The 19,466-nt window shown below is 62.2% G+C and carries 16 protein-coding genes; 15 read left to right on the forward strand and 1 reads right to left on the reverse strand.

The genetic code is table 11. The annotated features are described in order from the left end of the window. From AF337_RS35665 to aspA, 12 genes are all read left to right on the forward strand, one after another. Positions 1-1,527 (forward strand): ABC transporter substrate-binding protein, encoded by a 1,527-nt coding sequence (locus AF337_RS35665; protein ID WP_049735779.1) that lies wholly within the window; start codon positions 1-3, stop codon positions 1,525-1,527. 222 nt (positions 1,528-1,749) lie between these two features. Then, positions 1,750-2,691 carry an ABC transporter permease gene (locus AF337_RS35670; RefSeq protein WP_049735780.1) on the forward strand — a complete coding sequence of 314 codons (942 nt, stop codon included), beginning with the start codon at positions 1,750-1,752 and terminating at the stop codon, positions 2,689-2,691. Continuing rightward, positions 2,691-3,560: an ABC transporter permease gene (locus tag AF337_RS35675; protein ID WP_049735781.1), complete on the forward strand. Its 870-nt coding sequence runs from the start codon at positions 2,691-2,693 to the stop codon at positions 3,558-3,560. The genes AF337_RS35670 and AF337_RS35675 overlap by 1 nt, the downstream gene beginning before the upstream one ends. A gap of 54 nt (positions 3,561-3,614) precedes the next feature. Further along, positions 3,615-4,127: a RidA family protein gene (locus tag AF337_RS35680; RefSeq protein ID WP_037074330.1), complete on the forward strand. Its 513-nt coding sequence runs from the start codon at positions 3,615-3,617 to the stop codon at positions 4,125-4,127. Between the two features lie 69 nt (positions 4,128-4,196). Beyond that, complete coding sequence (locus AF337_RS35685) at positions 4,197-5,393, forward strand: aminotransferase class V-fold PLP-dependent enzyme (RefSeq protein WP_049735782.1); 1,197 nt, start codon at positions 4,197-4,199, stop codon at positions 5,391-5,393. Positions 5,394-5,410: 17 nt separating this feature from the next. Then, positions 5,411-7,246, forward strand: coding sequence for an ABC transporter ATP-binding protein (locus AF337_RS35690; RefSeq protein ID WP_049735783.1), 1,836 nt, complete (start codon positions 5,411-5,413; stop codon positions 7,244-7,246). Between the two features lie 84 nt (positions 7,247-7,330). Next, entirely contained in the window at positions 7,331-8,152 is an 822-nt protein-coding gene (locus tag AF337_RS35695) for a bifunctional allantoicase/(S)-ureidoglycine aminohydrolase (protein ID WP_049735784.1), read from the forward strand. A gap of 73 nt (positions 8,153-8,225) precedes the next feature. After that, positions 8,226-8,945 (forward strand): FadR/GntR family transcriptional regulator, encoded by a 720-nt coding sequence (locus AF337_RS35700; protein ID WP_049735785.1) that lies wholly within the window; start codon positions 8,226-8,228, stop codon positions 8,943-8,945. Positions 8,946-8,996: 51 nt separating this feature from the next. Next, positions 8,997-9,701, forward strand: a complete 705-nt coding sequence (locus AF337_RS35705; protein WP_049735786.1) for a FadR/GntR family transcriptional regulator — start codon at positions 8,997-8,999, stop codon at positions 9,699-9,701. A 237-nt stretch (positions 9,702-9,938) separates the two neighbouring features. Further along, the gene (locus AF337_RS35710; RefSeq protein WP_049735787.1) at positions 9,939-11,411 is read left to right on the forward strand and encodes an amino acid permease; all 1,473 of its coding nucleotides are present in this window, start codon (positions 9,939-9,941) and stop codon (positions 11,409-11,411) included. Between the two features lie 72 nt (positions 11,412-11,483). Then, positions 11,484-12,542, forward strand: coding sequence for an asparaginase (locus AF337_RS35715; protein WP_049735788.1), 1,059 nt, complete (start codon positions 11,484-11,486; stop codon positions 12,540-12,542). A gap of 145 nt (positions 12,543-12,687) precedes the next feature. Then, positions 12,688-14,115, forward strand: coding sequence for an aspartate ammonia-lyase (gene aspA / locus AF337_RS35720; RefSeq protein WP_049735789.1), 1,428 nt, complete (start codon positions 12,688-12,690; stop codon positions 14,113-14,115). Positions 14,116-14,161: 46 nt separating this feature from the next. On the opposite strand, the gene AF337_RS35725 is transcribed toward aspA, so the two are convergent. Further along, entirely contained in the window at positions 14,162-15,091 is a 930-nt protein-coding gene (locus AF337_RS35725) for a TauD/TfdA dioxygenase family protein (protein ID WP_049735790.1), read from the reverse strand. A 299-nt stretch (positions 15,092-15,390) separates the two neighbouring features. Here AF337_RS35725 and AF337_RS35730 point away from each other — a divergent pair, with 299 nt between their 5' ends. The 3 genes from AF337_RS35730 (at position 15,391) to AF337_RS35740 (ending at position 19,448) form a co-directional block, all read left to right on the forward strand. After that, complete coding sequence (locus AF337_RS35730; protein ID WP_049735791.1) at positions 15,391-15,798, forward strand: carboxymuconolactone decarboxylase family protein; 408 nt, start codon at positions 15,391-15,393, stop codon at positions 15,796-15,798. A gap of 304 nt (positions 15,799-16,102) precedes the next feature. Continuing rightward, on the forward strand, positions 16,103-16,924 hold the full coding sequence (locus AF337_RS35735; RefSeq protein ID WP_049735848.1) for a DUF1206 domain-containing protein: 822 nt from the start codon (positions 16,103-16,105) through the stop codon (positions 16,922-16,924). 199 nt (positions 16,925-17,123) lie between these two features. After that, on the forward strand, positions 17,124-19,448 hold the full coding sequence (locus tag AF337_RS35740) for a putative bifunctional diguanylate cyclase/phosphodiesterase (protein ID WP_049735792.1): 2,325 nt from the start codon (positions 17,124-17,126) through the stop codon (positions 19,446-19,448). Positions 19,449-19,466 lie beyond the last annotated feature (18 nt).

Below are 19,466 nucleotides of genomic sequence, written 5' to 3' on the forward strand. Positions count from 1 at the left end.
ATGAAAACGCTTGTCGCATTCCTGCTCGGCACTGCGCTTGTTGCCCTGCCTTCGACCCTCTTTGCCCAGGAAAAGGGCGGCGTCATCAATGTCGCGACGATCGGCGAGCCGCCGACGCTCGATCCGATGTCGTCGACGGCCGATCTCGTTGGCATCGTCACTCAGCATATTTTCGAGACGCTCTACACGTTCGACAAGAGCTGGAACGTCACGCCGCTGCTGGCCGAAAGCCTGCCCGAGATCAGCGCCGACGGCAAAACCTATACGATCAAGCTCAGGACCGGCATCAAGTTCCACGACAATAGCGACATGACCTCGGAAGACGTCGTCGCCTCGCTCGGCCGCTGGATGAAGATCGCCTCGCGCGGCAAGCAGGTGGCCGGCTTCATCGACAAGATCACGGCTGCCGATCCTTCGACCGTCACGATCACGCTGAAGCAGCCCTATGCGCCGCTGACCTCGCTGCTTGCCTTCAACAATTCGGCGGCGATCATCATCCCCTCGGAAAAGCAGGACGAGCCGATGAAGGAGTTCATCGGTACCGGCCCCTATATGCTGAAGGAGCGCAAGGCTGACCAGTATATCCAGCTCGTCCGCTTCGACGGCTACAAGTCGCGCGAAGGCGACGGCAATGGTTATGGCGGCGCCCGCCATCAATATCTCGATGAAATCCGCTTCGTGCCGGTGCCGGATCCGAACACCCGCGTCGAGGCCGCCATCTCCGGCCAGTATGATTATGTCGATTCGATCCCCGTCGAATCCTACGACAAGCTGAAAGCCTCCACTGCCTCGCAGCCGGTCATGCTGAAGCCCTTCGGTTATCCGGTCTTCGTCTTCAACACGAAAGAAGGTGTTGCCGGGAATGTCGAGGTTCGCAAGGCGATCCGCCAGGCGCTCAGCATGGAAGACATGCTGGCCGCCGCTTTCGGCAGCAAGGATTTTTATGCGCTCGACGGCGCCATCTATCCGAAGAGCTTTTCCTGGTCGACCGATGCCGGTGTCGAGGGCGCCTATAATGTCGCCGATCCGGAAGGGGCGGCGGCTGCCGCCAAGAAGGCCGGTTATAATGGCGAGCCGATCCGCATCCTGACCAGCCGCCAGTACGAATTCCACTACAAGATGGCGCAGGTCGCCGCTGAATATCTGAAGCTTGCCGGCTTCACCGTCGATATGCAGGTGGTGGACTGGGCGACGCTGACGCAGCGCCGCACCGATCCGAAGCTCTGGGATATCTACATTACCCACAGCCCCTTCCTGCCGGAGCCGGCGCTGATCGGCTCGCTTTCGACCAGCTCGCCCGGCTGGTGGGATACGCCGGCCCGCAAGGCCGCCGTCGATGCCTTCACCTCGGAAGTTGATCCGAAGAAGCGGGTGGCGCTCTGGGCCGATGTCCAGAAGGCCGTCTATACCGACGCGCCCTTCATGAAGATCGGCGATTTCAACGCCGTTTCGGCGAAATCCGTCAAGCTCGAAGGCGTCGATCCGGCCCCGTGGCCGTATTTCTGGAACGCTTCGATCAAGAAGTGATGGAGTGATCTCTGTGCCTACCACTTGCTCCCTCATTCCTGTGCTTGTCACAGGAATCCAGCGCGCTCAAGTCCTTGAGCGCGGAGGACTTCTTGAACGGATAAGAGTCAATCACAGCGCAGACGCGCCGTGGCTGGATCCCTGTGACAAGCACAGGGATGAGGGAGGGCGGCGGATTCCGCTACGACACGGACATGGACCAAGCCGAGGAGCAAGAGTCGGATGATCCGCTACATCCTCCAGCGTCTATTCGGCATGATCGTCGTGATGTTTCTCGTCGTCACGATCGTCTTCGTCATCGTGCGCGTGACGCCGGGTGACCCGGCCGCCGTCATGCTCGGCCCCGATGCGACGCCGCAGGATGTTGCCGATCTCCGGGCCCGCCTCGGCCTCGATCAGTCGCTCGGCCTGCAATATGTCTATTATATCGGCCAACTGCTGAGGGGCGATCTCGGCCAGTCGATCTTCCTCAACATGCCGGTGACGTCGGCTCTGCTCGACCGCGCCGAGCCGACCTTCTTCCTGACGCTGTTTTCCCTTGCCATCGCCAGCGTCATCGCTCTGCCGATCGGCATCTATGCCGCTTATTGGCGCGGCTCCTTCGTCGATCAGGCGGCAACAACGCTGGCGATGTTTGCCGCCAGCATTCCGAGCTTCTGGCTCGGCCTGATCCTGATGCAGTTCTTCGCCGTACGGCTCAACCTCTTCCCGGTCTCGGGTTATGGCGGTCCGGGCTCGACCTTCCTCGAGCGGATGTATCATCTGACGCTGCCGGCCTTCGCGCTCGGCATCGTCTCCTCGGCGCTGATCCTGCGCTTCACCCGCGCCTCGATGCTCGATGTGCTCGGCGACGATTATATCCGCACGGCACGCGCCAAAGGGCTGGTCGAGCGCAAGGTCATCCTCAAGCATGCGCTGAAGAATGCGCTGATCCCGATCCTGACGGTGCTCGGCCTGACGGCGGCGGTGCTGATTTCGGGCGCCGTCGTCACCGAGACGGTCTTCGGCCTTCCCGGTGTCGGCAATCTCGTCGTCTCGGCGGTGCTGCGCCGCGATTACCCCGTCATCCAGGGTGCGCTGCTCGCCATCGCCGCCCTCTACGTGCTGATCAATTTTGCGATCGACATGCTCTATCTGCTGGTCGATCCGAGGGTGCGCTACTGATGGCCGATATCGCAATCAAGTCAGCCGAAACCGAAAGCGGAAAGTTCATCCGCCGCCTGCTGAAACGCAAGACGGTGGCCTTCGGCCTGCTGATCCTGGCGATCTTCGTGCTGCTGGCGGTCTTCGCGCCTGTCGTCGCGCCCTATTCGCCGTCCAAACTTTCGATCGTCAACCGGCTGAAGCCGCCGAGCGGCGCCTTCTTCTTCGGCACGGATGAGTTCGGCCGCGACGTCTTTTCGCGCACGATCTTTGCCGGCCGCCTGTCGCTGCTCGTCGGCGTTGCGGTCGTCAGCCTGTCGGCGGTGATCGGCGTGACGCTCGGCCTGCTTGCCGGCTTCTTCCAGAAGCTCGATACACCGATCGCCCGGCTGATCGATGCGATGATGGCCTTCCCGGATATTCTGCTGGCGATCGCCCTCGTCGCGGCCCTCGGCCCGTCCTTGACCACTGTCATCATCGCGCTGTCGATCGTCTATTCCCCGCGCCTGGCCCGTATCGTCCGTGCCTCGACGCTGGTCATTCGCGAACTGCCCTATGTCGAGGCGGCAAGGGCGCTCGGCATTTCGACCTTCCACATCATGACCCGGCACGTGCTGCGCAACCTGCTGTCGCCGATCCTGGTGCAGGCCACCTTCCTCTTTGCGAGCGCGATGCTCGCCGAAGCCGGCCTCTCTTTCCTCGGCCTCGGCGTCAGCCCCGAAATTCCGACCTGGGGAACGATGATCGCCGCCGGCCGCCAATATATCGGCCAGGCCGACTGGATGACGCTGTTTCCGGGTGTCGCCATCATTCTCTCGGTGCTGTCGCTGCAGATGGTCGGCGACGGCCTCAGGGACATGCTCGACCCAAGACTTCGCAAGGACCTTTAATCCGCCGACCTAAATCGGCCAATCCAAATCCAAATTCGCCAATCCAAAATTCGCATGACAGGAGTTTGCGTGAATCAGTTTCCCAACGCCGCCGGCAAGGTCGAGAACTCGCCTTACCAACGGTTAGCCGCCCTCGGCATCAAGCTGCCGCCGCCGCCGCCGCCGATCGCCAATTTCGTGACGCATGTGGTGGAAGGCAATATGCTTTACCTCTCCGGCCAGGGGCCGCGCGAGGCCGACGGTTTCCTGCATGCAGGAAAGGTCGGCGCAAATGTCGGTGTCGAGGAGGCCTATCGGCATGCGCGGCTGACCGGCATCAATCTGCTCGCCGTCATGCATGATGCGCTCGGCGATCTCTCCCGTGTCAAGCGGGTGGTCAAGCTGCTCGGCATGGTCAATGCCGTGCCGGAGTTCGAGGATCATCCGAGCGTCATCAACGGCTGTTCGGATCTGCTGATTGCAGTTTTCGGCGCGGCCGGCGAACATGCCCGCTCGGCCGTCGGCTTCGGCTCGCTGCCCGGCAACATCACCGTCGAAATTGAGGCGATCGTCGCCTTGAATGGCTGACGAGAGCTTTCATATTCGGAGCAGCGCCCACCATGGCCTGTTCCTCGACTGAGACTTCTGGAGACCTTCATGCTGAATGACATCAGACCTTCGCTCGGCCTTCGCCCCGTCATCAACGTATCCGGCACGATGACCAGCCTCGGCGCCTCGATCGTCGTGCCGGAGGCGATCGAGGCGATGGCATCGATCCTGCCGCATTTCGTCGAGATCAACGACCTGCAGCGCAAGGCAAGCGCGGTCATCGCCCGGCTGACGGGCGGTGAGGCGGGCTTCGTCACCGCTTCCTGCTCGGCCGGCATTTCGCTGGCGGTCGCCGGCGCCATGTCAGGCGACAATCTGCTGGCAATCGAGAAGCTGCCGGATGTCGTGCCCGAGAAGAACGAGGTGCTGGTGCAGATGGGGCATGTGGTGAGCTACGGCGCACCGGTCGATCAGGCGATCCGGCTTGCCGGCGGCAAGGTCGTGCTTGTGGGACAAGCGACCTCGACGCACCGCTTCCACATGGAAAAGGCGATCACCGAAAAGACCGCCGCCGCCGTCTATGTCGTCTCCCACCATGTCGTCGACTACGGCCTGCTGAACCTGAAGGAATTCGTCGAGATCGCTCATGCCAGGGGCGTGCCGGTGATCGTCGATGCCGCCTCGGAATATGATCTCAGGATTTTCCTGGAGCAGGGGGCCGATATCGCGCTTTATTCCGGCCACAAATTCCTCGGCGGCCCGACGTCCGGCATCGTCGCCGGCCGCAAGGAACTTGTGCGCCATGCCTTCCTGCAGAATATGGGCATCGGCCGCGGCATGAAGGTCGGCAAGGAAAGCATCTTCGGTGTCATGGCAGCACTCGAAGCCTGGGAAAGGCGCGACCATGCCGGCATTCGCGAACGCGAAACCGGCTATCTCAACCTTTGGAAGAAGACACTCGACGGCCGTCCCGGCGTCACCGCGCTGGTCGAGCCCGACCCGACCAACAATCCGCTCAACCGGCTGCGCCTGATCGTCGATGCCGAAGAGGCGCATATTACCGCCTGGGATCTGGCCGATGCACTGGCGAAGGGCAGCCCGCCGATCATCGTGCGCGATCACGAGGTGGAGCACCGCTATTTCTATCTCGACCCGTGCAACCTGCATCCGGGCCAGGAGACGATCGTCGCAAACCGCCTGGCCGAGGAACTCGACAAGGCGCGCGCCTCCAACGAGATCATCGCGACGCCGATCGAAAACCGCAGCAAGCACCGCTTCGACGGCGTGCTGCGCTGGCCGGATTGAACGTAGAAGGAACCGACATGGGCAGCGTCCAAGCACAATCGATTGAGACAGCCACCACCGTTCTTTCCGTCGAGGGGCTGACGACGTCCTTTCTGGTCGACGGCGTGTGGAAACCTGTTGTGCGTGACGTTTCCTTCACCGTCGCACCTGGCGAGACGGTGGCGATCGTCGGCGAATCCGGTTCGGGCAAGAGTGTCACCTCGCTGTCGATCATGCGGCTGCTGCAGGCCGATAGCAGCTGCGTCGAGGGCCGGGTCATGCTCGGCGGCCGCGACCTGCTGACCTTGCCCGAACATGCCATGCGGCAGGTGCGCGGCAACGAGGTGGCGATGATCTTCCAGGAGCCGATGACCTCGCTCAATCCGCTGTTCACCATCGGCGATCAGATTTCCGAAGCGCTGCTCTGCCATTCCGAGATGAGCAAGGCCAATGCCAGGGCCGAGACGATCAGGCTGCTGGAAAAAGTCCGCATCCCCTCGGCCGCCTCGCGCTTCGACGAATATCCGCACCGCTTTTCCGGCGGCATGCGCCAGCGGGTGATGATCGCCATGGCGCTTGCCAGCCGGCCGAGGCTCCTGATCGCCGACGAGCCGACGACGGCGCTCGACGTGACGATCCAGGGTCAGATCCTCGATCTCATCAAGATGCTGCAGGAAGAGGAGGGGACGTCTGTTCTCTTCATCACCCATGATATGGGCGTCGTCGCCGAGATCGCCGATCGGACGGTGGTCATGTATCGCGGCGAACAGGTCGAAAGCGGCGTCACCGCCGATATCTTCCACCGCGGCAGACATCCCTATACCAGAGCACTGCTGTCGGCCGTGCCGGTGCTCGGCTCGATGCAGGGCCGCCAGCGGCCGCTGCGCTTCCCGGTGGTCAACACGGCGACGGGTCAGTCGGATAGTCCGGCCGAGGCCGCCGATACCGTCGCAGCAACGCCGGTGCTTGAGGTGAGGAACCTCAGCAAGCGTTTCGACATTCATTCCGGTCTGTTCGGCCGGCTGACCAGCCGGGTGCATGCGGTCGAAAACGTCTCCTTCGATCTGCACGCCGGCGAGACGCTGTCGCTTGTCGGCGAATCCGGCTGCGGCAAATCGACGACGGGCCGCGCCATCATGCGTCTCATCGAGCCGCAGGCCGGTTCCGTTCTCGTCGAGGGCAGGGAGGTGCTCGGCCTCGACAGGAAGGATCTGCGCGAGATGCGCAAATCCGTGCAGATGATCTTCCAGGATCCCTTTGCCAGCCTCAATCCGCGCATGACGGTGGGGGCCGCGATCGCCGAGCCCTATCTCGAACACAGAATGGGCAGTTCGAAACAGGCAAAAGAGGTCGTTGCCGATCTGCTGGTCAAGGTCGGCCTGTCCGCGGATATGGCGGCGCGCTATCCGCATGAATTTTCCGGCGGCCAGCGCCAGCGCATCTGCATTGCCCGGGCGCTTGCCCTGCAGCCGAAGGTCATCGTCGCCGATGAAAGCGTGTCGGCGCTCGACGTGTCGATCAAGGCGCAGGTCATCAACCTGATGCTCGATCTGCAGCAGAGCCTCAACCTCGCCTTCCTGTTCATCTCGCACGATATGGCGGTGGTCGAGCGCGTCAGCCACCGCGTGGCGGTGATGTATCTCGGCGAGATCGTCGAGATCGGCCCGCGCGCCGCCGTCTTCGAAAATCCGCAGCACCCCTACACAAAGAAGCTCATCGCCGCCGTGCCGGTGCCGGATCCCGACCGCCGCCACGAAAAACGCATGGTGGCGAATGACGAGATCAAGAGCCCGATGCGATCAGTCGACTACCAGCCTCCGGCCACCGTCTATCGTGAAGTCGGGCCGGGCCATCTGGTGATGGCCGATCGATAGGTTGGCTTGGCCCAATGGCAGTTGCCTAACGGGCAGACGGCGCATAAAGCAGATGCAGTGACACCTGCCTGGAAAGCCGCATCTATGGACAAGACAGAGTATTATTCGAAGCTCGGCGGTTTGCCGCCGCAGACCCAATTGCTTTCCGGCAGGGCCGTCTTCACCACGGCTTACGCGGTCATCCCCCGCGGCGTCATGAGCGATATCGTCACGAGCCTGCTTCCGCATTGGACGGGAACGCGCGCCTGGATTCTTTCCCGTCCGCTTTCCGGCTTCTCCGAAACCTTCTCGCAATATGTCATGGAGGTTCAGCCCGGCGGCGGGAGTGATCGGCCGGAGCCGGACAAGCGGGCCGAAGCAGTCCTCTTCGTCGTCGAAGGCGGCATGACGGTGGAGCTCGAAGGCGTCAGCCACGCGCTGCGCACCGGCTCCTTCGTCTACATTCCCGCCGGTTCGGCCTGGCGGCTGAAAAACGATGGTTCGGCCGCTGCCATCTTCCACTGGGTCAGAAAGGCCTTTCAGGAGGTCGAGGGGCTGGAGCCGCCGCCGGCGATCGTCACCCATGAGGACGACCATCCGATCCGCGCCATGCCCGACACCGACGGACGCTGGGGCACGACCCGCTTCATCGATCCGGCCGATGTGCGCTACGACATGCACGTTAACATCGTGACCTTGGAACCCGGCGCGGTAATCCCCTTCATGGAAACCCATGTCATGGAACACGGCCTCTATGTGCTGGAGGGCAAGGCCGTCTATCGCCTGAACCAGGATTGGGTCGAGGTCGAGGCCGGCGATTTCATGTGGCTGCGCGCCTTCTGCCCGCAGGCCTGCTACGCCGGCGGCCCCGGCCGCTTCCGCTACCTGCTCTACAAGGACGTCAACCGTCACATGAAGCTCTGGTAGGCCACGCGTCGGCAGGCCGCCGGCACCTGTCCGGCTGCTTGACAGCTCTTTCGAATGCCCGCATCGTCCTTCGATGCAGGATATGGATTCATGGCTGTCAGAGAAGAAAGAGATCGGCCGGAGAAACGCTGCCGAAGCGGTCTTCGAAGATATCCGCACCGCCATTGTTGGTCGGAAACTGGCGCTTGGCACCCGTCTTCCCGCGGAGGTGCAGCTCGCCGAACGTTACGGCATCAGCCGGGCGATCGTGCGTGAGGCGCTTCGCTCGCTGCAGACGCTGGGGTTCACGCAGACCCGAAGCGGCCGGGGCACCTATATCGTTTCGGAAAGCCCGGCGCGGCAGCTCGGCGGCGGCGCCTATTCCGCCCGCGATCTCATGGAGGCGCGCCCCTGCATCGAGATCCCGGCTGCGGGTTGGGCGGCATTGCGGCGCTCGAACGAGCAGCTGGCGTCGCTCTCATCCTTGTGCGACCGGATGGATGAGGAGGACGACGTCCAGACATGGGTGCGGATGGACGCCGAGTTCCATGGAGAGATCGCCGAAGCCTCGGGCAATGCGATCTTCCGAAAAGTCGTCGCCGATGTCCGCGGCGCGCTTTCGACGCAATCGGAACTGGTGGAGCATGTTCGCGGCCGGCGCAAAGCCTCCAACGCCGAGCACCGCCGCATTCTCCGGGCCGTTGCCGCGGGCAGCGAGAGGGATGCGCAGGCCGCGATGGCCGAGCATCTGCTGGAGGTCAAGCGTTCCATCATCGGGATTGCCGATGAAAGAGGGACTGCGCCTAAGGTATGATTTTAAATTTGCACCCCATATCCGGCTGCGCTGCCGATCGAATGCAAGACGATGAATGATCTGGAAAACTGGCTTTCCGACTCCGCGATCCTCAGTCGAAAAAGCGCCTCGGAACTGGTGTTCGAGGAATTGCGCAATCTCATTGTCTCCGGCCGGTTTGCCGAAGGTTCCAAGCTGCCGTCGGAAGCCAAGCTCGCGGCAAAATACGGCGTCAGCCGTCCGATCGTGCGGGAAGCGCTGCGCTCGCTGCAGATTTTGGGGCTGACGGAGACGCGAACGGGAAGCGGAACCTATGTGCTCGCGGCTGGCGGCGGCGGAGATATCCGTTACGGCGATTATTCGGCGCGTGATCTGGTGGAGGCGCGGCCCTTCGTCGAAGTATCCGCTGCCGGCTGGGCAGCGCTGCGCCGGAGCGACGATGAGCTGTCCCGGCTGCTTCGCCTTTGCGACCGGATGGAGCAGGAACAAGATACCGAGGCTTGGGTGCGGCTGGATTCGGATTTTCACGGGCTGATCGCCGAAGCTTCGAAGAACGCCGTCTTCCGCGATATCGTCGATGACGTCCGCGAGGCGATGGCGCAGCAATCCGGGCTGCTGACCGCCTTGGGGCCACGCCGTCAGGAATCGAATGAAGAGCATCGCGCCATCGTCGAAGCCATTCGCATAGGGGCGGAGACCGAGGCTCAGGCAGCGATGGAAATCCATCTCAGGAAGGTCGCGGCGGCTGTCAGCCGCATCATCGGCATCGAGCTCTGATATCTTTGGCGTTTTTGACGGAAGCCTAGGAAATCGATCCAATCCCGCCGCCAAAGACTGCCTTTCTCCAGGCCGCCGGTGACGCATCCACAAATAGCAGAGGGAAAATCCTTGACTGCAGGGTGGTTTTTCCTTTATTCGCCAAACCTGTCAGACCGCATAGCAGATTAACATCTTTATGACATCTGCGCGGAGGGGCGGCCGGGAGGTTGCCGAACCCAGGGATAGGGAGGAGAAATGACAGTCATGCAATCCAATAGAAGCGAGGCCGAAGGCCAAGTCTTTGCCGAGGAAGATCTCGGCTACCACAAGGCGCTGAAGCCGCGGCAGATCCAGATGATCGCCATCGGCGGCGCCATCGGCACGGGGCTGTTTCTCGGCGCCGGCGGCCGGCTTGCCGCTGCCGGTCCGGCACTTGTGCTGGTCTATGCCTTGTGCGGCTTTTTCGCCTTTCTCGTTCTGAGGGCTCTCGGCGAACTGATCGTCCATCGCCCGACCTCGGGCTCGTTCGTCTCCTATGCCCGGGAATTTTACGGCGAAAAGCTCGCCTTCGCGGTCGGCTGGATGTATTGGCTGACCTGGGCGATGACGGCGGTCGCCGACGTCACCGCGGTCGCCCTCTACATGAATTTCTTCAAGGCCTATGTCCCATGGATCGCCATGATCGATCAATGGGCCTTTGCGCTGGCGGCGCTGGTCCTCGTCCTCTCGATGAACCTTCTGTCGGTGAAGGTCTTCGGTGAACTGGAATTCTGGTTCAGCCTCGTCAAGGTTCTCGCCCTCGTCGTCTTCCTGATCGTCGGCGTCTACTTCGTCGTCACCGGCACGCCGATCGACGGCCATGTTCCAGGCCTCAGCACGATCACCGATTTCGGAGGCATGTTCCCGAACAGCATCCTGCCGGCCCTGGTGGTGATACAGGGCGTGGTTTTCGCCTATGCCTCGATCGAGCTGATCGGCACCGCCGCCGGTGAAACCGAAAATGCCCGCAAGGTCATGCCGCGGGCGATCCGGACAGTCGTGCTGCGCCTGGTGGTCTTCTATGTCGGCTCGGTCCTGCTGCTGTCACTGCTACTGCCCTATACCGCCTATAAGGGCGGCGAGAGCCCGTTCGTGACCTTCTTCGGCAAGATCGGCATCCAGGGCGCCGACGTCGTCATGAACCTGGTCGTGCTGACCGCCGTCCTGTCGTCGCTGAATGCCGGCCTCTATTCCACAGGCCGCATCCTGCATTCCATGGCGGTTTCCGGCTCGGCGCCGGCGGCGCTGGCGAAGATGAACCGATCCGGCGTGCCCTATGTCGGCATTGCGGTGACGGCTGTCGTGACCGCCTTCGGCGTCGTGCTGAACGCCGTCGTTCCGGCGGAGGCCTTCGAAATCGGCCTGAATGTCGCCGCCCTCGGCATCATCGCCGCATGGGGCGTGATCGTGCTCTGCCAGCTCAAGCTGTGGCAGCTGTCGCGGCAGGGCAAGCTGGCGCGGCCTGAATTCCGGATGTTCGGCGCGCCCTATACCGGCGTGCTGACGCTGGGTTTCCTTGCCGTCGTCGTGATCCTGATGGCTCTCGACTATCCGGTCGGAACCTACACGGTCGCTTCTCTGGCGCTGATCATTCCGGCGCTGGTGGTCGGCTGGCTGCTGATGCGTGAGCGCATCTACATGCTCGCCGCCGAACAGGGCGAGGATCGCGGCGGTTTCGATCTCGCCTGACACCGATCGACAATCGAGGCTTGCTCCGGCGGCGCGTGTCGCCGCCGGGGTGCGGCATGAATGGAGAAAGACATGACCCCGAGTGAGGATTTCGTCGTCACCGATCGTGGCGGCATCGTCGAGAACCGCCATCACGTCCACGCGGCTGTCGTCGATGCAAAGGGCAGGCTGCTTTACGCGCTGGGAAATCCCGAGCGTATGACGCTTGCCCGCTCCGCCGCCAAGCCGGCCCAGGCGCTTGCCATCCTGGAGGCGGAGGGCGTCGAGCGTTTCGGCTTCGATGATGCGGATGTTGCGCTGATGTGCGCGTCCCACAGCAGCGAAGAGCGGCATATCGCGCGCACGCGGGCCATGCTGTCGAAGATCAAGGCCGAGGAGGCTGACCTTCGCTGCGGCGGTCATCCTTCGCTGTCCGAAACGGTCAACCGCTCCTGGATCAGGCAGGACTTTGTCCCGACAGCCGTCTGCAGCAATTGCTCGGGCAAGCACGTCGGCATGCTTGCCGGCGCCCGGGCGATCGGCGCAGACATGGAAGGCTACCACCTGGCGGATCATCCGATGCAGGGGAGGGTCAAGCGCACTGTCGCCGAACTCTGCGATCTGGATGTTCGGGATGTCGAATGGGGGATCGACGGATGCAATCTCCCGACCCCGGCCTTTCCGCTGGACCGCCTGGCCCGAATCTATGCCAAGCTTGCCGCGACAGCGGATGGCGACGGGGCGGGCGAGGGGTCGTCGAGGCGCGGTGCCGCACTGGCCCGCATCTTCCATGCAATGGCACACCACCCTGACATGGTTGCGGGCGAGGGGCGCTACTGCACGGCCCTGATGCGCGCATTCAACGGCGCCCTCATCGGCAAGCTCGGGGCCGATGCCAGCTACGCGATCGGCGTGCGGGCCTCGGACGAAACCCGGCGATTGGGGACGGACGGTGCGCTCGGCATCTCGGTCAAGATCGAGGACGGCAATCTCGAAATTCTTTACGCCGTCGTGACTGAGCTTCTCGAGCGGCTCGGCATCGGTTCGCCTGAGATCCGCAGCCAGCTCGCGCCGTTCCACCATCCTCAGCGTGTCAATACGATGGGTGTTACGACGGGCGGCGTGTCTTTTCCGTTCAAACTGCGCGGATAGAAGGCGGACGGCGACGATCTTCGCCTTGCCGCCCTTGCCCGATGACGTCTGTCGACGCGGCTATCGCGCCGCGTCACCAGCCATTCTCGTCTTCAGCCTGCTGCCGCAATGCGTGCCCGCAGCGCCCCACTCGAAGGTTCCTGCCATGACGACATCCGATATCACTGCTATCCGCGTCGAGCACGACCTGATCGGCGATCGCGACGTGCCGGCCTCGGCCTATTACGGCGTGCACACGCTGCGTGCGGTCGAGAATTTTCCGATTACCGGCCAGACGCTGAAGGAATCGGCGGATCTGATCGCGTCGCTCGCGGCGATCAAGCAGGCGGCGGCTCAGGCCAATGCGAGCCTCGGCCTTCTGGATCAGGAGCGCGCCGACGCGATCATCGCGGCCTGCATCGAAATCCGCGACGGTGCGCTGCACGATCATTTCGTCGTCGATCTGATCCAGGGCGGGGCGGGAACCTCGACCAACATGAACGCCAACGAGGTGATTGCCAACAGGGCGCTCGAAATCCTGGGCCATCGCCGGGGCGAGTACCAGCACCTGCATCCGAACGAGCACGTCAATCTCTCGCAATCCACCAACGACGTCTATCCAACGGCGCTGAAGCTTGCCGCATGGATCGGCGTTCACCGCCTGGTCGACGCCATGGGCATTCTGCGCCGGGCATTCGAGGCCAAGGCGGTCGAGTTTGCCGACGTCCTGAAGATGGGCCGCACCCAGTTGCAGGACGCCGTGCCGATGACACTGGGGCAGGAATTCGGAACCTATGCGCTGATGCTGGCGGAGGACGAGGCGCGTCTTTCCGAGGCGGTCTCGTTGATCCGTGAGATCAATCTCGGCGCAACCGCGATCGGCACCGGCATCACCGCTCATCCTCGCTACGCAGCGCTGGTGCGCGAGCGCCTGTCCGAAATCGTCGGTATCGATCTGGTGACATCACCTGATCTGGTGGAGGCGACACAGGATTGCGGCTCCTTCGTGCAGCTTTCGGGTGTTCTGAAGCGCGTCGCGGTCAAGCTTTCCAAGACCTGCAACGATCTGCGGCTGCTGTCCTCGGGGCCGCGGGCGGGATTGAACGAGATCAATCTGCCGGCGCGCCAAGCCGGTTCCTCGATCATGCCCGGCAAGGTCAATCCGGTGATCCCCGAGGTCGTCAACCAGGTCGCCTTCGAAGTGATCGGCAACGACGTGACGATCACCATGGCCGCCGAGGCTGGCCAGCTGCAGCTGAACGCTTTCGAGCCGGTGATCTTCTACAGCCTCTACCGCAGCCTGAGCCACCTGACCAATGCCTGCCTGACGCTCGAGGCGAATTGCATTTGCGGCATCACCGCCAATCGCGACCGTTTGCGGCAGACGGTCGAGCAGTCGATCGGCATCGTCACGGCGCTCAACCCCTATATCGGCTATCGCAACGCCACCGAGGTTGCGTTGGAAGCGCATCATTCGGGACGGGGGGTCTACGAAATCCTTCTCGAACGCGCCCTGATGCAGAAGGAGCATCTCGATGCGGTGCTGCGCCCGGAAACCCTGACCCGGCCAAGCGAGAAGCTGTCCTTCTCGTAAGGCATGCGGCCCATTTTGCTTCCGGGCGACACTCATATGTGCGCGATCACGCCGCCTTTGCTTGCGGCTTGGCAGCCTTGACATGGGTTATGCTGCGGCGGCCGTCGATGCTAACGGGAACATCGCCGTCAACGGTGGCGCGGCGCACGACGCGGTGCTGGTCGCCGTAGTCGTTGACGGCATAATGCTGGGTGGCGCGATTGTCCCAGATCGCGACATCCCCGGCTTTCCACCGCCAGCGCACGGTATTTTCCGGGGCGGTGACGTAGGACTGGAACACCTCGTAGAGTTTCGCGGAGTCGCTCTTCGACACGCCGACCAGGCGCTGAACGAAATTCCCAAGGAGCAGCGATCTTTCGCCGGTTTCCGGATGGACACGCACGACCGGATGCTCGGTTTCGTAGATGGTCGAGGTGAAAACCTCCTCGAAATGCTTCTTCTCTTCGGCGGTGGCGCGAGGGCGCACGGCCGCATAGTCATAGGCATTGCTGTGAATGGCCCACAAATTCTCCGCCAGCAGTTTCAGCGGCGTCGGCAGGCTTTCGTATGCGGCATGGGTGTTGGACCAGATGGTGTCACCGCCCGCCGCCGGAATGACGACGCCGCGAAGCACGGAGAATTTGGGATAGGCGTCGACGAAGGTGACGTCGGTGTGCCACTGATCCGCCCTGCCGCCGCCGCGGCTGGAATCGAGATTGAGGATCGAGGCTGTGCCGGAGACCGGTCCCTGGGTCGGATGCGGCACGAGATCGCCGAGGCGGCGCGCGAAGGATTCCTGTTCGGAATCGTCGAGATGTCCCTGATCGCGGAAAAAGATCACCTTGTGCTTCAGCAGAAGCTGGTTGATGGCTGCCACCGTTGCATCCGAAAGCTCTCCGCCAAGGCGGATGCCTTTGATTTCGGCGCCGACACGGCCGGTCAGCTTGATGACATCGGTGTCGGGAATGATCTGATTGACGAGAACCGGATTGCTCATGGAAATCTCCTGTTGATAGGGGAAGAAGTCGGCAGGTCACATGCGCCCGAAGAAGCATTCAAAGGGCGTTCGAAATATCAGCGCTGAAGTCGACAGGGCTATGGAACCGTATAATCTACAAAATTTGTAGACAATAATTTCTAATTTTGCCTGTTTTCGTGAAACGCCGCTTCGATTTACGTCGCCGACGGGGAGGCTGGCGGCAGTTGCTGTTTCTTCGTATCTTTCGCAGGCGGCGTGGGATCGCCGAGCAACATCATGCTTGAGGCCTTAAATCGGCGCCCGGAGAGGAACTTTCGATGGCAACAGTCAAACTCCTGTCGGACCAAGAGGCCGCAGCCGTTCCGGCCGTTCAAGCCGTGTTCGACGACATCAGGGCGACACGCAAGACCGACTTCATCAACAATTTCTGGCGTGCTCTTGCAAACGATCCCGCAAACCTCAAACGCGTATGGGAAACGCTCAAATCGGTCATGACGGTCGAGGGCGCGATCGATCCGCTGACGCGCGAGATGATCTACATCGCGGCGTCGACGGCCAATGCCTGCCAGTACTGCGTTCAATCCCATACCGCTGCCGCCCGTGCCCGGGGGATGACCGACGCCCAGCACGGCGAACTCCTGACGATCATCGGCCTTGCCGCGCAGACAAATCATCTTGCTCTCGCCATGCAGGTTCCGCCTGATCCGGAGTTTGAGGTGCGATAGGGAACAAGGATGTGGCGCGCATCACATGCGCCGCCGCAATCAATCCGATCTGCAATCTCACCTCCATGAGCGGAGTAGAAATGCAATTTTAAGAGGATTTATTCAACTTTAAATTGCTGAAACGGCATAATCAACGTTATGGAACTTCCGGCGGCAGCAACTCCGGATCGCCAACGACCGCATTGCCCGGTCAAGAAGGAAGATCCATTTCTTCACGATCCCGAGGACCTTGCGAGTCCTTTCAGCAAACTTTCGGAAGGCTGGCGCGTTAATCTCGCGCACTGGCGACGGAGAGGAAATGCTGATGAGCAAAGGCTTTCGATTTGATGTACTCGCCAAAGGCGGCTACACGGCGCGCGGTGTCGTTTTTCTCCTGATAGCGGGGCTCGCGCTCTTCTCCGGCGTCGCCGGCGGCCGGCCGGAAACGAAGTCGGCGCTCTCGACGCTGCTTGCGCAGCCGTTCGGGCGTGTCTGGGTCGGAATGATTGGTCTTGGTCTTCTCGGATTTGTCGCCTGGAGGCTGGCCCAGTCCCTGGCGGACAGTGACGGCCATGGGCGGGACGGAAAGGCATGGCTGATCCGGGCGGCGCTCCTCGGCAGCGCCGTCACCTATCTCGGGCTTGCCGGATATGCTCTCAGTCGTGCCATCTTCCTCGGCGGCGGGAGTGAAGGTTCGGGTGAGAAGGGGCTGGCGGGATGGATCATGTCGCAGCCTTTCGGCTCCACCCTTGCGATCGCCGTTGGGGCCGGCTTTGTCATCGGCGGCATGGTGACGATCGTCAAGGGCATCACCCGGAAGTTTGAGCGCTACGTCAAAATACCGGACAGCAAGGGCATCGTGATATTGATATGCGTTTACGGTCTCGTCGCCCGCGGCGTGGTGTTCGCAATCACCCGGATACTTTTCGCCTATGCCGGCTTCCGGGTGGATCCGCAACAGGCCGGCAGCATGGGCGACGCGCTGGAATGGGTCCGCCAGCTTCCGTTCGGATCCTTCCTCTACATCGCCGTTGCCGCCGGATTGGCAGCCTTCGGAATATACAACCTTGTCGAGGCGCGGTACCGCGTCATTTCAGGCCTGTCATTGGCAGATGCCAAGCGTTCGATCCCGCTGCCAGGCGCTTGATACCTTTGCCAGAAGTCGATTTTCTCCCACCGAAGCCACGGAGCTGCTGTTGCGGCCGCCTTCCTCAGCGGTTTGTCGAGCGGCACTTTCTTCTCGTCTTTTCGTTGTGGTTTTTGCATGGATGACTGGCATTTTAACGAAGCCCGTATGATTTCGTTAGGCCCGCTTTGGCACCCTCCCCGCACCTTCGGGAGATGCCATGTTCACTGTGCTTTCATGTATCGCCGACCAGCATGACTGGACGTTGCTTTTCGTCGCCCTGTCGATCTGCTGCTTCGGCAGCCTGACGGCCGTTTTCATGCTGACGCGTGCGCAGGAATGCGTGCGGCACCATCACCACTCCTGGCTCATCGCCGCTGCCGTCGTTCTCGGCGCCAGCACCTGGGCAACCCATTTTATCGCGATGCTGGCCTATGCCGGTCCGGTGCCGATCGGCTACGATGGCTCATTGATCATTCTGTCGATTATCGCCGCCATCGTACTATTTGCGGTCGCGGTTGAAATCGCTTTCATGAATGGCGGCCAGCTTGTCCAGGCGTCCGGCGGGGTCCTGTTCGGCGTTGCCATTGCGGCAATGCATTTCGTGGGGTTGCTCGCCATCACGCCGTTCAGCATGGTTTCGCTCGTCCTGGACAAATCGATCGTCGCCTGTGCGTTGGCAATCGGCTTCGGCATCGTTGCGGTTGCGGCCCTGCGGCATAGCGCCAGCAGGCGTTTTCATATTTTCGCCGGCGCGGCGTGCATCGTCCTGGCGATCTGCAGCCTCCACACGGTGTCGATGAGCGGCGTCCAGATCACCCCTTCCGCCGAGCCCGTGCATGCCGATCTCTCCTCCGTCGATCGGATCGCCATCGCCATCGCCGTCTCGATCATCTCGACATTGATCCTGCTCGGAGCCGCCGCAGCGCTGTTCCTTGACCGTCATTTGACCGATTTGCGCGGGCTGGCGAATGCCTCGTTCGAGGGGCTGGTCATCGCCCAGGAGAATGTCGTCATCGATCTCAACGAGAAATTCGCTGCGATGGCCGGTAAGGCAACCGCATTTCTGAAAGGGCAACCGGTCGAGGCGGTGCTTGCAATCGACAGCCGCCTCGGCATGGACACCTGCCAGGGAGCCGTATTGCGCGACGGCCAGGACATGATTCCGGTCGAGGTCCTGGCTCGGACGATCGAATATCGTGGGCGCGAGTGCCAGGTGATTGCCGTGCGCGATCTGACGGAGCGCCATGAGGCGAGCCGCAGGATCGAGCATATGGCGCGCCATGACCCGTTGACCGGCCTGGCGAACCGTCGTGAGTTCGACCGGCGTTTCGGGATGGCGATATCAGGCGCGGCAGAAACCCCGAGCGGGCTGGCGCTGCTTGCTCTCGATCTCGACCGTTTCAAGCTCGTCAACGACACGTTCGGCCATGCCGAGGGCGACGCGGTGCTTCAGCGGGTCGCGCAGGTTCTAGTTCGCGCTTTGCCGGCCGATGTGACGATCGCCCGCATGGGCGGAGACGAATTCTGTATCATCCTCGAAAACGCGTCCCGCCAGCAGACGGAAGCGTTGGCGACAGATCTGCTGAAGGCTTTCGCCGAGGAGTTCGCAGACCTCGCGACCTCTTCGGGATTCGGCGCCAGCATCGGGATGGCCTTGTACCCCGAGCACGGCGTTACCGATCGGCGCCTCAGAAACAATGCCGACATGGCGCTTTACCGGGCCAAGAGCGGCGGCCGCGGCAGAGCCTGCACATTCGAGCCGGCGATGGACATCGAACTGCATGCCAAGCGGCAGCTCGAGCACGACCTGCGGCACGCACTCGCCAAAGGAGAGCTGTTCCTCGCCTATCAGAGGATCGTCGACACATCCTCGCAGCAGCCGTGCGGCTATGAGGCGCTGTTGCGCTGGCGCCATGCAAGCAGAGGCGTTCTTGCACCGGCGGACTTCATCGCTGCCGCCGAAGAAACCGGCTGCATCATCCCCATCGGCATCTGGGTTCTGGAACAAGCCTGCAGCGAAGCAGCCTCGTGGAAAACCCCGCTGACGATCGCCGTCAACATCTCGCCGGTTCAGTTCCTGATGCCGAACCTGGTGGAGCAGTTCGCGCAAATTCTTGCGAAAACCGGGCTGCCGCCTGACCGCCTGGAGCTTGAGATCACCGAGTCGGCGCTGTTCCACGATCGGGCTGCCGTGCTTTCCACGCTCGGTCAACTGCGCGCGATGGGGATCCGGGTCGTACTGGACGATTTCGGGACCGGTTATTCCTCGCTCGGCAACCTGCGGGATTTTCCGTTCGACAAGCTGAAGATCGACAGACGTTTCCTTGCCGGCATCGGCGTCGATCCCACCATCAGGGCGCTGTTTGAGAATGTCATCGAGATGGCGTCGACGCTCAACCTGCCGGTGATTGCCGAAGGGGTCGAGACGCAGGAGCAGCTTGCGATCCTTCATGCAAGCCATCCGGCGCAGATGCAGGGTTTCCTGTTTGGCAAGCCTGAGCCGGCGCCGAGCAGCCGGGCGCCGTTGAAAGCCATCGCCTGACCCGCCTGGGCAGATGAT

Origin of the sequence: Rhizobium ecuadorense (assembly GCF_001187535.1) — a bacterium.
GTDB lineage: Bacteria > Pseudomonadota > Alphaproteobacteria > Rhizobiales > Rhizobiaceae > Rhizobium > Rhizobium ecuadorense.

Bases quoted from the DNA above. Each gene is read 5' to 3' on its own strand.
- AF337_RS35665 (WP_049735779.1), top strand. From the start codon at position 1: ATGAAAACGCTTGTCGCATTCCTGCTCGGCACTGCGCTTGTTGCCCTG.
- AF337_RS35670 (WP_049735780.1), top strand. From the start codon at position 1,750: ATGATCCGCTACATCCTCCAGCGTCTATTCGGCATGATCGTCGTGATG.
- AF337_RS35675 (WP_049735781.1), top strand. From the start codon at position 2,691: ATGGCCGATATCGCAATCAAGTCAGCCGAAACCGAAAGCGGAAAGTTC.
- AF337_RS35680 (WP_037074330.1), top strand. From the start codon at position 3,615: ATGACAGGAGTTTGCGTGAATCAGTTTCCCAACGCCGCCGGCAAGGTC.
- AF337_RS35685 (WP_049735782.1), top strand. From the start codon at position 4,197: ATGCTGAATGACATCAGACCTTCGCTCGGCCTTCGCCCCGTCATCAAC.
- AF337_RS35690 (WP_049735783.1), top strand. From the start codon at position 5,411: ATGGGCAGCGTCCAAGCACAATCGATTGAGACAGCCACCACCGTTCTT.
- AF337_RS35695 (WP_049735784.1), top strand. From the start codon at position 7,331: ATGGACAAGACAGAGTATTATTCGAAGCTCGGCGGTTTGCCGCCGCAG.
- AF337_RS35700 (WP_049735785.1), top strand. From the start codon at position 8,226: ATGCAGGATATGGATTCATGGCTGTCAGAGAAGAAAGAGATCGGCCGG.
- AF337_RS35705 (WP_049735786.1), top strand. From the start codon at position 8,997: ATGAATGATCTGGAAAACTGGCTTTCCGACTCCGCGATCCTCAGTCGA.
- AF337_RS35710 (WP_049735787.1), top strand. From the start codon at position 9,939: ATGACAGTCATGCAATCCAATAGAAGCGAGGCCGAAGGCCAAGTCTTT.
- AF337_RS35715 (WP_049735788.1), top strand. From the start codon at position 11,484: ATGACCCCGAGTGAGGATTTCGTCGTCACCGATCGTGGCGGCATCGTC.
- aspA (WP_049735789.1), top strand. From the start codon at position 12,688: ATGACGACATCCGATATCACTGCTATCCGCGTCGAGCACGACCTGATC.
- AF337_RS35725 (WP_049735790.1), bottom strand. From the start codon at position 15,091: ATGAGCAATCCGGTTCTCGTCAATCAGATCATTCCCGACACCGATGTC.
- AF337_RS35730 (WP_049735791.1), top strand. From the start codon at position 15,391: ATGGCAACAGTCAAACTCCTGTCGGACCAAGAGGCCGCAGCCGTTCCG.
- AF337_RS35735 (WP_049735848.1), top strand. From the start codon at position 16,103: ATGAGCAAAGGCTTTCGATTTGATGTACTCGCCAAAGGCGGCTACACG.
- AF337_RS35740 (WP_049735792.1), top strand. From the start codon at position 17,124: ATGTTCACTGTGCTTTCATGTATCGCCGACCAGCATGACTGGACGTTG.